The following is a 12,832-nucleotide window of genomic DNA, read 5'->3' as shown; positions in this document are numbered from 1 at the left end:
GTCATAAAGGAATTTTAGGGGATTTACAATAAAAATGAAAAAGTTTCTGTACTGTAGAGTTTTATAATGAGAGCGGCTTCTTACATGAGAGGCACTGCGCTGTTTATCCAATCGAAAATGGTGAGAAAAGCAGTGGAACTCTGGCGTATTGGATATTTTCTTTTGAAGTCTATTATAGGCGCGCAGAATGTATTGCAAAATCAATATGAGGCCGTTGTTAAAATTTAATTGGATGCTTTAGCCATTTTCTTTGGATCTAAATCAAATCCAGAGTCTAGTAATCGATCGATAAGTTTTGGTACTGTTTCTTTTACATGGTTCTTGAAAGGAATATACCTAATCCCTTTGATATCTGAAAGAAGATCAACATCTTCTTTCATGAGAATGGCAACATTTTTGCGAGAAAGCGCGGATATTAACATGCCCATTTCAAAAATAACATTTTCGCGTGCACGAGGTCGTGCTTTTTGTGGACCATCAGTTTTAGCATAGCCCATGTCATCGGGAGTAAGCAATACAATACCAAATTTTATAGAACGGTTTTGCGCACAGATTTCTTGTTCCAAAGCTTCAATGATTGTTAAACCATTACCGCTCGTATTTTGTAAGATGTAAGGGGCAAGTTCAAGCCTGCGAAGAGTAAGTTCGAGGTAATCTAAGGAAACATGATCATGACCGTGAACGATAAAAAATTTTGGAGGAGGGGGAGGTAAGAGAGGAGCTTCTGAAGAAGGGGAAGGCGAGAGGGAAGTTTTTGGAGAAGGGTTTTGAGATTTTTCTTCAATATGGGGAGGCAATACTTCTTTTAGTTTCTCTTGTATGGCTAGGTCACCTTGAATACTGATTATTCCTGTTTTTTCACACCAATTGATGATGCCAGTCTCGTAGGTTTTGATCGGAGACATTGGATCAAAGGAGAAGCGTTGCACGAGTTTATATACTGTGATTTTATGTCCCTCAGAGGTTCTGCTCTGATGCACTGAACCAGAGGAGGTGTGTTGTGTGGGCTTAGCTATTATGAAGTTATATCCGGCTTTGCGAATGATTTTTTTAGCTCTTCAAGTGTTCCTCTGTATTTCATTTTATGCCCCTTTTTATCATTGTGTGTGTCATTTATAGAGTACAAAGATGCGTGTGGGATTTTTTACCACTGTTTTGCGTATGTTTTCTTATGAAGGTTTCCCCCGTATCACAGTCATGGGTTTTTACATTTTTTTGCCATCATTTCAAGGATTAGCAAGGGCTTGTCGTGGGAAAAAAGGATTTCTTCAACAGCGATAAATTCACAGGCGGTGTTTAACACTTCATCAAAAGTTGCAAAGTCACTGCCTGCTTGAAGAATGGACGGGATTTCCATAATCTCTGCCCACCATTGTCCTAACTGAACATTGCGCGGGTGCGCATGCGGTTTTTTATCAGCACCAAGTTTTCCAAACAGAAGGTAATCAACACCGGCTTCTCCAGCAAGCATGGCGCTATGGCGGTTGCGCACATTGCCAAAACCGATGATTTTTTGCTCGCGTTTCTGATTTTCAAGGTTTTCAAGAGCGTTAAGATCACCCTCTATATGCAAGCCATCCGCCTTTATTCTGCCCGCAATGCGGCTGTCACCCGCAATGAGAAGGGCGGTATCTGTGCGTTGAATATCTTCTCCATAGAGTTGTGCTTGTTTTTGTAAAAAAACATCATCACCCTCAGAGTCATAAAGAATAACGCATGCAAAAGATTTGGCTGATGCGTGTTTACTTCGCAAAAGTTGACGCAAAAGGACAGGGTCTACAGCCCGTCGAACATCTAATGTCAAAACCAATTGAGGATGAGATGCTGTTTGAGGCTTAGAGGCGGTGTGAGGTTCAGAGGCTGTGTGAAGCTCAGAAGGTGTTTGAGGGGCAGATTGAGGATGGGAGTGCGTTTGAGGTTCAGAGGCTGTGTGAAGCTCAGAAGGCGTTTGAGGGGCAGATTGAGGATGGGAGTGCGTTTGAGACGCAGAGGCTGTGTGAAGATCAGAGAGCGTTTGAGGGGCAGATTGAGGATGAGAGTGCGTTTGAGGCTTAGAGGCTGTATGAGGATCAGAAGGCGTTTGAGAGGCAGATTGAGGATGTGAAGGTGTTTGAGACGCAGAGGCTGTATGAGGATCAGAGAGCGTTTGAAACTCAGAGGGTGTGCGAGGATCTGATCGCATGTCAGAAACAGATTTCGGTGGTTGGTTTTGTTGCTTTGTCATATAAAGTCCTTGATTTTTAAAATAAACAAAATAAAATTTCACCTTATAAATACGCTGTGCGCAAGGAAAAGATCACCTTATTGCTTATGGGAAGCCATTTATGGGATACAAAGGTGTTGTTAATCATAAGGAACATCCTTCTTATCGCGATACGCGTATTGATGTTTTTCGCTCTTTAGCTTTATTGACAATTTTCATCAACCATATTCCTGGAACTTTATATGAACATATCACACATAGAAATTTCGGTTTTTCTGACGCTGCTGAAGTTTTTGTTTTGCTGTCAGGTGTTTCGCTTGGATTGAGTTTTCACGCGCGTCTTGCTCAAGAGTCTTTGCTTTTTATGGTTCGCAAACTTTGGTGGAGGGCTTTACAGCTCTATGGGGCCTATCTTTTGACAACTTTTGCAACGCTTATCCTTTTTTTAGGGGGCTTTTTATTATGGCGTGTCGAGAAGCTGTTATCGATGAATAATATAGGGCTCTTTTTCACAGAGCCTTTTGTGGCATTTTTGAGTACTTTAAGCTTGGGGCATCAATTGGGCTATAATAATATTCTGCCGCTTTATATTGTTTTGATGCTGTTTGCACCTTTTGTACTTTATTGGGGGTGTCAAAGAAAAGGGCTGCTGCTGTTGGGCTCGTTTCTGCTCTATCTCATTTGCGGATTTTATAAAATTGCTCCACCTTCTTATCCTTTAGCGGGAAAGTGGTTTTTAAACCCTTTGTCTTGGCAATTGTTGTTTGTCATAGGCTTGATCAGCACTTTGTCTTTAAAACAAGGGAAAACAATCCCCTTTCAGCCTTTTTTGATCGTTCTTTCCGCCGGCTATCTTGTGCTTTCGCTGTTATGGGTGCGTTTAAATTGGTGGGGCGTTGTGGGATGGTTTCAATGGTCTTCTCCTTTGATGAATTTTAATAAAACTTTTTTAAGTTTGCCGCGTTTGTTCCATGTTGTTGCTCTCGCAACTCTCATCCTCTGCTTGCCTCGCTTGCGTCAATGCTTTCACGTCTCACCACAACATCCCTTAGCAGTTTTAGGAAAACACAGCCTCCCTGTCTTTGTGACAGGAACTGTTTTTGCTATGTTTGGACAAATTGTAAAAACAGTGATGACGGGAACGTTTTTTTCCGATACACTCCTTATTATAAGCGGTATTGTCGTGCAATTGGCAGTCGCCTATTATTATGAGAGACAGTGTTCTCTACAGCGGTTCCTTGCAAGGAGACCTATTCGTCTGTAATCCGATAAGAGGGCGCGTTAACCTTAGCTTAAGAAGTATGTTGCGCACGAATTTTAAAAGAGGTAGTTAGTAAAAAACTTTTTATCATAGCGACAAAAGAAACTTTTTCATTGTTACTTCGTTTGAGTATCGTAATTTTTGTGTTGATATTTGGAGTATGTAAAGCGTGAGCGCACATAAACATTCCGATGATGAACCCATTATCATGATTGAGCATAGTGCTTTTGAAAATGCTTTTAATCGGCTTTATGAAGAGACGATGACATTGATCGAAGAAACGGCAACTTATATTGATACAGAAGGCAAATTCGTTGCCCGTTCTCTTTCAGCAGAAATTTCTGCAATTTATGCAAAAGAAGCAATGTTTCTTAGTACAAGGCTTATGCAAATTGCCTCTCAACTGCTCCTGCTGCGTGCAGAGCGTGAAGGGGAAATGACAACAGAACAAATACAAAAAGAAATTGCAAAAGTATCGCTTCATACATCTACACTGGAATTAGAAAGTGCCCATTGGCAAGAGTTGCCGGAAGTTTTTCGCCATTTTGTTGCACGTTCACTGCGTCTTGAAGCACGTATGCAGTATGTGCGTGCCGATAAAGAAGGTGAACTTTCCCATATTGTAGAAGAGGAAAATCCAGTAAATAAACAAATCGAACTGTTGAAAACAGCATTTCGGCGTTCTTAGTTCTTAGAAAATTTTGTACCGCGTTTTTGTTTGTCACGTTCTTTAATGGGGGCTCGCCCTTCATTCAAAACAGAACGCCATTTTGTTGCACATTCACGCGCTTTTTTAAAGAGATATTTCTTAAAGTACCCAAGCCGATTTCACGACGATGCCCGTGGATGGTATATCGGTAAAGCCATTGAGCACTACCATCTTTACGCTTATGAAGATACACGCCGGCACCATCATACTCTTTACCAGCCGCCAATGTTGCAAAAGTCCTTGGTATTTAGACGATTCATAACAGGCATTTTTACTCCTTTCTTCTCTCTTTTTTATCCATACGATAATCCCACTTGTTACGTGCAAGGGAATGGTTTGATTTGATTTATCATAAACAAGATTGAAATGAGAGAATCTTAGGATATTCGGAACTCTTATTCAATATGCAAAAAGATGAATTATTATTATGAATCAATATTTTGTCTTTTATATTTTGCATCACATCAAAACTTATGAGAAAAGCAATAGTCCTTTTGCGTGTTGATCTTGTTTGTTCAAGATTTTATTTCTGATCAGAGAGGAGCTGTAAAATGGCTTTCTGTTTTACAGAGTTTAGCACTCGAAAGCTTTTTAAAAGCAGATATTCCTCTTTGCTCGAGATGATTTCATCATGATGGTATGGGGGCTGTTGCTTTGTTAAAAGATCAGCGTAAAAAAAGGAAAGGGGCACATTGAGCTTCTCAGCAATTTCCTTTAAGCGCCCGGCACTTACACGATTGAGTCCCGTTTCATATTTTTGAATTTGTTGTGCGCTTAGATTTAAAGAGTGTCCCAATTCTTTTTGAGACATTTTCAACATTTTTCTTCTGAAGCGGATTTTTTTGCCGATAAAAATGTCGTTGAGAAGGTCTTTGCCTTGCATTTCATTCCCCCACCGGGTGCGAGCGCCCTCGCGTTGGTATTCCGGGAGCTTGAAAATCTGACCTCGATCAGCCTTTTTGCTTTTAGTGCCAAAAGCACCTGGACATAGCAAAAACTCCCGGAATTCCGGGACACCCGCAAAGCGGGGCAAGTTTATATATCGAGGCTTCGGGTTTTCAAGGTCCCTATTGGTCGTTGCGTAGGCGACCAAAACTACCTTTTTAGTCATAAAGGAATTTCAAAGGATTTACAATAAAAATGAAAAAGTTTCTCTACTGTAGAGTTTTGTAATGAGAGCGACTTCTTACATGAAAGGCACTGCGCTGCTTATCAAAGAGAAGATGGTGAGAAAAGCAGGAGCACTTTTGTGTATTGATCTTGTTTGTCCAAGATTTTATTTCTGATCAGAGAGGAGCTGTAAAATGGCTTTTTGTTTTACAGAGTTTAGCACTCTAAAGCTTTTTAAAAGCAGATATTCCTCTTTGCTCGAGATGATTTCATCATGATGGTATGGAGGCTGTTGTTTTGTTAAGAGATCAGCATAAAAAAAGGCAAGAGGAACATCCAGTTTTTCAGCAATTTCCTTCAAACGCCCAGCGCTTACACGATTGAGACCCGTTTCATATTTTTGAATTTGTTGTGCGCTTAGATTTAAAGAGTGTCCCAATTCTTTTTGAGACATTTTCAACATTTTTCTTCTGAAGCGGATTTTTTTGCCGATAAAAATGTCGTTGAGAAGGTCTTTGCCTTGCATTTCATTCCCCCACCGGGTGCGAGCGCCCTCGCGTTGGTATTCCGGGAGTTGAAAGAACTGAACCCTAGTCAGCTTTTTGCTTTTAGTGCTTGACAGCACCTGGACATAGCAAAAACTCCCGGACTTCCGGGATCCCCACAAAGTGGGTCCATTTTTACGCTAGGGTTTCGGGCTTTCAAACCCATATTGGTCGTTGCGTAGGCGACCAAAACTACCTTTTTAGTCATAAAGGAATTTCAAAGGATTTACAATAAAAATGAAAAAGTTTCTCTACTGTAGAGTTTTATAATGAGAGCGACTTCTTACATGAGAGGCACTGCGCTGTTTATCAGAGAGAAGATGGTGAAAAAAGTGATAGCACTTTTGTGCATTGATCTTGTTTGTCCAAGATTTTATTTCTGATCAGAGAGGAGCTGTAAAATGGCTTTTTGTTTTACAGAGTTTAGCACTCTAAAGCTTTTTAAAAGCAGATATTCCTCTTTGCTCGAGATGATTTCATCATGATGGTATGGAGGCTGTTGTTTTGTTAAGAGATCAGCATAAAAAAAGGCAAGAGGAACATCCAGTTTTTCAGCAATTTCCTTCAAACGCCCAGCGCTTACACGATTGAGACCCGTTTCATATTTTTGAATTTGTTGTGCGCTTAGATTTAAAGATTGCCCCAATTCTTTTTGAGACATTTTCAACATTTTTCTTCTGAAGCGGATTTTTTTGCCGATAAAAATGTCGTTGAGAAGGTCTTTGCCTTGCATCTCATTCCCCCACCGGGTGCGAGCGCCCTCGCGTTGGTATTCCGGGAGGTTGGAAGCACTGAACTCAAATCAGCCTTTTGCTTTTAGTGCTAAAAGCACCTGGACATAGCAAAAGCTCCCGGAATTCCGGGACACCCGCAAAGCGGGATCAATTTTTATGTTTGAGTCTTAGAGCTTCCAACACTCCATTGATCGTTGCGTATACGACCAAAATGACCTTTTTAGTCATAAAGGAATTTCAAAGGATTTACAATAAAAATGAAAAAGTTTCTCTACTGTAGAGTTTTATAATGAGAGCGACTTCTTACATGAGAGGCACTGCGCTGTTTATCAGAGAGAAGATGGTGAAAAAAGTGATAGCACTTTTGTGCATTGATCTTGTTTGTTTAATATTTTCCTCTGAAGCAATTTTTTGCCGATAAAAATGTCGTGAAAAAGGTTTTTGCTTTGCATTTTACTCCCCCACCGGGTGCGAGTGCTCTCGCATTGGTATTCCGGGAGTTGAAAGAACTGAAGTCTGAATCAGCCTTTTGCTTTTAGTGCTTGATAAGCACCTGGACAGAGCAAAATCTCCCGGAATAATGATAATTTATCACTTTGTCTGTTGAGTAAAAACCCTTAAATACCTTAAAATTTTCTCATTTCAAATCTGTTTTATGTTGAATCACACGAAACCATCTCCTTGCATGGCACAAGGTGGAGGAGTGTGTGAATGAAATCGTTTGAGAAAAAAGTAAAAATGCTTGTTATGAATCGTCTTCATGCGAGAACTTTCTGAGCATTTCAGGGCTGGTAAAGAGAATGCTGCTGCTGGATTGTACCGTCATAAGCATAAAGATGGTGGTGCACAATCGATTGACAGTGGATTTATGACCAGACCCTTTACAGGCGCTACTGCGAAATGGGTTTGGGTGCCTTCTTCAAGAGATGTTTTTTTAGAAAACTGTGTGAATGTGCAACACATGGTGTTTTCTTTGGGTGTTTTGCTTTTCGTGAAAAGGAGACAGAATTGGAACTTAAAATTAGAAACAATTTATAAGAAGTCTGTTTTTTCCTTCATTGAAAGGAACCGGTGGGGTGTTTAAAGGCGCCTATGGGGGTTATGTGCATCGTTCAAGAAAGCTTCTTTCGATTTCCTGTTTTTTTGTGCGTTTCTGTTCAAGTACAGATCTTCACCCTGTTTTATTGCTCTTTACTTTTGTTCTCATGGAGGGAAAGAGAGAGTTTTGGGATTTGTGGTAGAAACAATTTATAAGAAATCTGGTTTTTTCCTTCATTGAAAAGAACCGGTGCGGTGTTTAAAGGCGCCTATGGGGGGATGTGCATTGCTAAAGAGAGCTTCTTTCAATTCCCTGTTCGTTTTATGCACCTCTGTTCAAACATGGAAAAACTGTATAGAGTCGCAACTTATGGCAGAGACGATTCGTATTATAGGTATTGATCCTGGGCTACGGTATACGGGATGGGGTGTGATTGATCTTTTAGGGAATCGTTTGCAATTCATTGCGGCGGGGACGGTTTCTTCTCATGTGCAGTGTGATCTTGCTTCTAGACTTTGCCAGCTTCATAAGGGGCTTTCGGAGATCGTGCATCAATTTATGCCCCATGAAGCCGCCGTAGAACATGTGTTTGTTAATAAAGATGCTACAGCAACTTTAAAACTTGGACAGGCACGGGCTGTTGCTCTGCTTGTACCAGCGCAAGCAAATTTGCCCGTTTTTGAATATGCTCCAAATAAAGTGAAAAAAGCCGTTATTGGTGTTGGTCATGGTGCAAAAGAACAAATTCATATGATGGTGAAAACGCTGCTTCCTCGTGCTGAATTTGATAGCAATGATGCGGCAGATGCTCTTGCCCTTGCGATTTGCCATAGTATGCATCGTAACAGTTTCTCTGATCGTTTGAGGGTTACGGCATGATGGAGATTTGGGTATGATGAGTGAATTCAAAGGTCTTTGTGATACTGCTATGATGATGGTGAAAACTCTGCTTCCTTGTGCTGAATTTGCGTGCCATGATGCGGCTGATGACTTTGCGGTTTACTATGGGTTGCGCTGTAACAGTTCCTCGCATCGTTTGAGGATTACGGCATGATGGAGATTTGGGTATGATGAGTGAACTCAAAGGTCTTTGTGATACTGCTATGATGATGGTGAAAACTCTGCTTCCTTGTGCTGAATTTGATAGCAATGATGCGGCAGATGCTCTTGCCCTTGCGATTTGCCATAGTATGCATCGTAACAGTTTCTCTGATCGTTTGAGGGTTACGGCATGATGGGGATTTGGGTATGATGAGTGAACTCAAAGGTCTTTGTGATACTGCTATGATGATGGTGAAAACTCTACTTCCTTGTGCTGAATTTGATAGCAATGATGCGGCTGATGCCCTTGCCCTTGCGATTTGCTATAGTATGCATCGTAACAGTCTCTCGCATCGTTTGAGGGTCACAGCATGATGAGGGTTAGGGTATGATGAGTGAATTCAAAGGTCTTTGTGATGCTGCCATGATGATGGTGAAAACTCTGCTTCCTCGTGCTGAATTTGATAGCAATGATGCGGCAGATGCTCTTGCCCTTGCGATTTGCCATAGTATGCATCGTAACAGTTTCTCTGATCGTTTGAGGGTTACGGCATGATGGAGATTTGGGTATGATGAGTGAATTCAAAGGTCTTTGTGATACTGCTATGATGATGGTGAAAACTCTGCTTCCTCGTGCTGAATTTGATAGCAATGATGCGGCAGATGCTCTTGCCCTTGCGATTTGCCATAGTATGCATCGTAACAGTTTCTCTGATCGTTTGAGGGTTACGGCATGATGGAGATTTGGGTATGATGAGTGAATTCAAAGGTCTTTGTGATACTGCTATGATGATGGTGAAAACTCTGCTTCCTCGTGCTGAATTTGCGTGCCATGATGCGGCTGATGCCCTTGCCCTTGTGGTTTACTATGGGTTGCGCTGTAACAGTTTCTCGCATCGTTTGAAGGTCACAGCATGATGGGGATTTGGGTATGATTGGTAAATTAAAAGGTATCCTTGAACATATCTTTGATGATCATATCCTTGTTGATGTTCATGGGGTGGGGTATGTCGTTTTTGTTTCAAATCGATTGCGTCCTTCTTTACCAGCTCTTGGTGAGAGTATTAGTCTCTTTATCGAAACGCATGTGCGTGAAGAGGCAATTCGCCTGTTTGGTTTTTCGACAAGAGCGGAACAAGAATGGTTTTGCTTGTTGCAAAATGTCCCAGGTGTGGGGGCAAAGGTTGCGTTGGCAATTTTGGGGACTTTATCACCAGATGAACTCGCACAAGCGATTGCATTAAATGATATTGCCATGATAAGCCGTGCTCCAGGCGTTGGTAAAAAAGTCAGTGAAAGAATTGTTCGGGAACTCAAAAGTAAAACTCTTCCTTTCCACGACAATGTTTTTCAGTCTGCTCCCATTGCGCATTTGGAAATGGCCAATAAACCAACCAATGATGCACTGTCTGCTTTGATTAATCTCGGTTTTGAGCGGGATCAAGCAGCGCGTGCTCTTGCTTTGGCAATGAAAGCGCTTGGAGGGGAAGATGTTTCTTCTGCTGTGCTTATTCGTCATAGTCTCAAACTGCTTTCTTCCTCTACTTGAGTAAAAGGTAACAATGCATAAAGATGAAGAACAACGCCTGTTGGGGGCCATTCCCCTTCCTAACGACCCAGATCGTTCCTTAAGGCCACAAGTGCTTGATGACTTTATTGGTCAAGAGGCGGCGCGGGCAAATTTGAAAATATTTATTGAAGCGGCAAAGGCGCGCCAAGAAGCACTCGACCATGTTTTGTTTGTTGGTCCTCCTGGATTGGGGAAAACAACCCTTTCACAAATTATGGCTAAAGAATTGGGTGTTAATTTTCGCTCTACCTCAGGACCGGTTATTGCTAAAGCAGGAGATTTAGCGGCTCTTTTGACCAATCTAGAAGAACGTGATGTGCTTTTTATTGATGAAATTCATCGTTTAAGTCCAGCAATTGAGGAAATTCTTTATCCAGCTATGGAAGATTATCAGCTGGATCTTATCATTGGCGAAGGACCCGCAGCCCGTTCGGTTAAAATTGATCTTGCGAATTTTACCTTAGTGGCGGCAACGACCCGTTTGGGGTTGTTGACAACCCCATTACGAGATCGTTTCGGTATCCCAATCCGTCTTAATTTTTATACCATAGAGGAATTGGAATATATCGTAAAACGCAATGCACGGCTTTTTGCCGTAAATATTAGTGATGATGGTGCCCATGAAATTGCCCGTCGTGCACGTGGGACACCACGCATTGCTGGGCGATTGTTGCGCAGGGTTTGTGACTTTGCTCTGGTTAAAGGAGCCGGAGAAATTGATCAAAAAGTAGCCGATGAAGCGCTGTCTCGTCTTGAAGTTGACCATTTAGGGCTCGATCCGCTTGATCGTCGTTATTTGCTGCTGATTGCGGAGACTTTTTTAGGTGGTCCGGTGGGTATTGAAACGATTGCGGCTGCTCTTTCAGAACCGCGGGATGCCATTGAAGATATTATTGAACCCTATCTGCTTCAGCAAGGTTTTATACAACGCACGGCACGAGGGCGGATTCTTACAGAACAAGCTTGGGGACATTTGGGATTGTCTGCTCCGATCACTACAGTTTCAATACAAAAACGTACTCCATTGGTTGAGAGACAAAACAATTCATCCCTTCAAACGACACTGTGGGATGAAGAAGATGACTAAAAGAGTGTTTTTTAAAGCGGGCAGTGTTGATTATAGAGAACAATAGAGTGTCTGTATGGGGATGTTGTCTCTATAGGGGCTGTGGGGGAGTGTATAGAATAAGCTTGGAATCTTGGAGGGAGCATATGTTTTCACTTCCACGATTTTAACACAAAAATACCGTCAATGATGTGATATAAGAGATAATTTACGACTTCAAAGAATGGGATGGTGTAGGTGATGGAAAAGTCTTCTTTTAAAAATGATTATACAAACACTTTTCATAATTTTCAGGTACGTGTTTATGTGGCTGATACAGATTTCTCTGGTGTGGTTTATCATGCACGCTATTTGGAGTTTTTTGAACGCGGACGTTCAGAATTTTTACGGGAGACAGGTTTTAATAACAAGATGCTAGCATCAGGAGTGGAGGGAGAAAAACGGTTTTTTGTGGTTCGTCATCTGGATATCAATTTTTTACGTCCCGCGCAAATTGATAATCTGTTAACAATCAAAACACGGATCAATTGTCGTAAAGGAGCACGCTTTTTTATGGAACAGGTGCTGATGCGTGAGGATGAGATGTTGGTAACAGCAAAAGTTGAAATTGCCCTCATTAACGAGCTAGGAAAACCACGACGTTTACCAAAAGAGCTTTTTTCAACAATGCTTGTTTAAAATTGTACTCTGTTCAAAAATGAACATTGTCTTGATGCTTTGGGTATCGATGCTTTGGCTGAGCAGAGAGTGAAATTTTTTCTGAAATTTAGAAACTATAAAACAATCTGCTTTATTAAGTTTTAATAAATCAATCTTTCATTGAGAGGGACCAAAAGAATGCCGCATGTAGAATTAACAAATCCAGAGGTGATTGGAATATTGCATTTGTTTATGCAAGCGGGTTTTGCTGTTAAAGCTGTGATGGTTGGCTTGTTGCTTGCTTCTGTATGGAGTTGGGCTATTATTTTTGATAAAATCTTGACCTATCGAAGAATACGGCGTGACATAAAACAATTTGAACGCGTCTTTTGGTCGGGTAAGGCATTAGAAGATCTTTATGCAGAATGTAAAAGTCGGCGTACCAGCAGTATCTCTGCTGTTTTTATGGCAGCAATGGTGGAATGGCAAAAATCTCTTGAAAAGGGCATTCATACTTCAATAAGTTTGCAAAGTCGCATTGATAAGGCGATGGATCTCACGCTGGGACGTGAAAGTGCAAAAATAGAAGCAAAATTAGGATTTCTCGCGACCCTTGGATCGGCAGGACCTTTTATTGGGCTGTTTGGAACGGTGATTGGTATTATGCGTTCCTTTCTTTCTATTTCAGCGTCTCAAAATACCTCATTGGCTATCGTTGCTCCAGGCATTGCAGAAGCACTTTTGGCTACCGCTATTGGGTTGTTTGCCGCAATTCCAGCGGTTATTGCTTATAACAAACTGGTTCATGAAAGTGCGCGAATTATTACACAAATAGAAAACTTTGCTGATGAATTCTCGACCATTGTCTCACGACGTATTGATGAAACAACCACATCACATTCACCATTATAAAGG

The 12,832-nt window shown here is 41.3% G+C and carries 14 protein-coding genes and 6 pseudogenes; 14 read left to right on the top strand and 6 right to left on the bottom strand.

Going from position 1 to position 12,832, the window contains the following annotated elements; genetic code table 11:
- Positions 1-224: 224 nt before the first annotated feature.
- Complete coding sequence (locus NMK50_RS08830) at positions 225-905, bottom strand: TIR domain-containing protein (RefSeq protein ID WP_254770144.1); 681 nt, start codon at positions 903-905, stop codon at positions 225-227.
- A 290-nt stretch (positions 906-1,195) separates the two neighbouring features.
- Positions 1,196-1,831, bottom strand: a pseudogene (locus NMK50_RS08825) (thiamine phosphate synthase); the annotation flags it as partial.
- Between the two features lie 493 nt (positions 1,832-2,324).
- Here NMK50_RS08825 and NMK50_RS08820 point away from each other — a divergent pair.
- Positions 2,325-3,467: an OpgC family protein gene (locus NMK50_RS08820; RefSeq protein WP_254770143.1), complete on the top strand. Its 1,143-nt coding sequence runs from the start codon at positions 2,325-2,327 to the stop codon at positions 3,465-3,467.
- A 166-nt stretch (positions 3,468-3,633) separates the two neighbouring features.
- The gene (locus NMK50_RS08815; protein ID WP_254770142.1) at positions 3,634-4,152 is read left to right on the top strand and encodes a DUF1465 family protein; all 519 of its coding nucleotides are present in this window, start codon (positions 3,634-3,636) and stop codon (positions 4,150-4,152) included.
- Between the two features lie 20 nt (positions 4,153-4,172).
- Here the strand turns inward: NMK50_RS08815 and NMK50_RS08810 are convergent.
- From NMK50_RS08810 to NMK50_RS08795, 4 genes and pseudogenes are all read right to left on the bottom strand, one after another.
- Positions 4,173-4,442, bottom strand: a pseudogene (locus NMK50_RS08810) (Arm DNA-binding domain-containing protein); the annotation flags it as partial.
- Positions 4,443-4,696: 254 nt separating this feature from the next.
- Positions 4,697-5,056: a helix-turn-helix domain-containing protein gene (locus NMK50_RS08805; RefSeq protein ID WP_254770141.1), complete on the bottom strand. Its 360-nt coding sequence runs from the start codon at positions 5,054-5,056 to the stop codon at positions 4,697-4,699.
- 393 nt (positions 5,057-5,449) lie between these two features.
- Entirely contained in the window at positions 5,450-5,809 is a 360-nt protein-coding gene (locus tag NMK50_RS08800; RefSeq protein ID WP_254770140.1) for a helix-turn-helix domain-containing protein, read from the bottom strand.
- A gap of 392 nt (positions 5,810-6,201) precedes the next feature.
- Positions 6,202-6,561 carry a helix-turn-helix domain-containing protein gene (locus NMK50_RS08795; protein ID WP_254770139.1) on the bottom strand — a complete coding sequence of 120 codons (360 nt, stop codon included), beginning with the start codon at positions 6,559-6,561 and terminating at the stop codon, positions 6,202-6,204.
- Between the two features lie 761 nt (positions 6,562-7,322).
- On the opposite strand from NMK50_RS08795, the gene NMK50_RS08790 reads away from it, so the two are divergent.
- From NMK50_RS08790 to tolQ, 12 genes and pseudogenes are all read left to right on the top strand, one after another.
- Positions 7,323-7,646: a hypothetical protein gene (locus tag NMK50_RS08790; protein WP_254770138.1), complete on the top strand. Its 324-nt coding sequence runs from the start codon at positions 7,323-7,325 to the stop codon at positions 7,644-7,646.
- Positions 7,647-7,970: 324 nt separating this feature from the next.
- Complete coding sequence (gene ruvC / locus NMK50_RS08785) at positions 7,971-8,480, top strand: crossover junction endodeoxyribonuclease RuvC (protein ID WP_254770137.1); 510 nt, start codon at positions 7,971-7,973, stop codon at positions 8,478-8,480.
- A gap of 13 nt (positions 8,481-8,493) precedes the next feature.
- A complete protein-coding gene (locus NMK50_RS08780) occupies positions 8,494-8,655 on the top strand; it encodes a hypothetical protein (RefSeq protein ID WP_254770136.1) in 162 nt (53 codons plus the stop codon).
- A 52-nt stretch (positions 8,656-8,707) separates the two neighbouring features.
- Positions 8,708-8,836, top strand: a pseudogene (locus NMK50_RS08775) (crossover junction endodeoxyribonuclease RuvC); the annotation flags it as partial.
- Positions 8,837-8,849: 13 nt separating this feature from the next.
- Positions 8,850-9,017: a hypothetical protein gene (locus NMK50_RS08770; RefSeq protein WP_374112173.1), complete on the top strand. Its 168-nt coding sequence runs from the start codon at positions 8,850-8,852 to the stop codon at positions 9,015-9,017.
- A 52-nt stretch (positions 9,018-9,069) separates the two neighbouring features.
- Positions 9,070-9,198: pseudogene (locus tag NMK50_RS08765) on the top strand (crossover junction endodeoxyribonuclease RuvC); the annotation flags it as partial.
- Between the two features lie 52 nt (positions 9,199-9,250).
- A pseudogene (locus tag NMK50_RS08760) lies at positions 9,251-9,379 on the top strand (crossover junction endodeoxyribonuclease RuvC); the annotation flags it as partial.
- 52 nt (positions 9,380-9,431) lie between these two features.
- A pseudogene (locus NMK50_RS08755) lies at positions 9,432-9,560 on the top strand (crossover junction endodeoxyribonuclease RuvC); the annotation flags it as partial.
- A 13-nt stretch (positions 9,561-9,573) separates the two neighbouring features.
- Positions 9,574-10,191 carry a Holliday junction branch migration protein RuvA gene (gene ruvA / locus NMK50_RS08750; protein ID WP_254770135.1) on the top strand — a complete coding sequence of 206 codons (618 nt, stop codon included), beginning with the start codon at positions 9,574-9,576 and terminating at the stop codon, positions 10,189-10,191.
- A gap of 13 nt (positions 10,192-10,204) precedes the next feature.
- A complete protein-coding gene (gene ruvB, locus NMK50_RS08745) occupies positions 10,205-11,299 on the top strand; it encodes a Holliday junction branch migration DNA helicase RuvB (RefSeq protein WP_254770134.1) in 1,095 nt (364 codons plus the stop codon).
- Positions 11,300-11,518: 219 nt separating this feature from the next.
- Positions 11,519-11,956 carry a tol-pal system-associated acyl-CoA thioesterase gene (gene ybgC, locus NMK50_RS08740; RefSeq protein ID WP_254770133.1) on the top strand — a complete coding sequence of 146 codons (438 nt, stop codon included), beginning with the start codon at positions 11,519-11,521 and terminating at the stop codon, positions 11,954-11,956.
- 159 nt (positions 11,957-12,115) lie between these two features.
- A complete protein-coding gene (gene tolQ / locus NMK50_RS08735) occupies positions 12,116-12,829 on the top strand; it encodes a protein TolQ (RefSeq protein ID WP_254770132.1) in 714 nt (237 codons plus the stop codon).
- Positions 12,830-12,832 lie beyond the last annotated feature (3 nt).

This window comes from Bartonella harrusi (assembly GCF_024297065.1).
In the GTDB taxonomy this organism is placed as follows: domain Bacteria; phylum Pseudomonadota; class Alphaproteobacteria; order Rhizobiales; family Rhizobiaceae; genus Bartonella; species Bartonella harrusi.
Note: the sequence above shows the minus strand (reverse complement) of the source record. Positions and strands in the feature narration are given on the sequence as shown.

Coding starts and splice junctions, on each gene's coding strand:
- NMK50_RS08830 (WP_254770144.1), bottom strand. CDS start 905: ATGTCTCCGATCAAAACCTACGAGACTGGCATCATCAATTGGTGTGAA.
- NMK50_RS08820 (WP_254770143.1), top strand. CDS start 2,325: ATGGGATACAAAGGTGTTGTTAATCATAAGGAACATCCTTCTTATCGC.
- NMK50_RS08805 (WP_254770141.1), bottom strand. CDS start 5,056: ATGCAAGGCAAAGACCTTCTCAACGACATTTTTATCGGCAAAAAAATC.
- NMK50_RS08800 (WP_254770140.1), bottom strand. CDS start 5,809: ATGCAAGGCAAAGACCTTCTCAACGACATTTTTATCGGCAAAAAAATC.
- NMK50_RS08795 (WP_254770139.1), bottom strand. CDS start 6,561: ATGCAAGGCAAAGACCTTCTCAACGACATTTTTATCGGCAAAAAAATC.
- NMK50_RS08790 (WP_254770138.1), top strand. CDS start 7,323: ATGCGAGAACTTTCTGAGCATTTCAGGGCTGGTAAAGAGAATGCTGCT.
- ruvC (WP_254770137.1), top strand. CDS start 7,971: ATGGCAGAGACGATTCGTATTATAGGTATTGATCCTGGGCTACGGTAT.
- NMK50_RS08780 (WP_254770136.1), top strand. CDS start 8,494: ATGATGAGTGAATTCAAAGGTCTTTGTGATACTGCTATGATGATGGTG.
- NMK50_RS08770 (WP_374112173.1), top strand. CDS start 8,850: ATGATGAGTGAACTCAAAGGTCTTTGTGATACTGCTATGATGATGGTG.
- ruvA (WP_254770135.1), top strand. CDS start 9,574: ATGATTGGTAAATTAAAAGGTATCCTTGAACATATCTTTGATGATCAT.
- ruvB (WP_254770134.1), top strand. CDS start 10,205: ATGCATAAAGATGAAGAACAACGCCTGTTGGGGGCCATTCCCCTTCCT.
- ybgC (WP_254770133.1), top strand. CDS start 11,519: ATGGAAAAGTCTTCTTTTAAAAATGATTATACAAACACTTTTCATAAT.
- tolQ (WP_254770132.1), top strand. CDS start 12,116: ATGCCGCATGTAGAATTAACAAATCCAGAGGTGATTGGAATATTGCAT.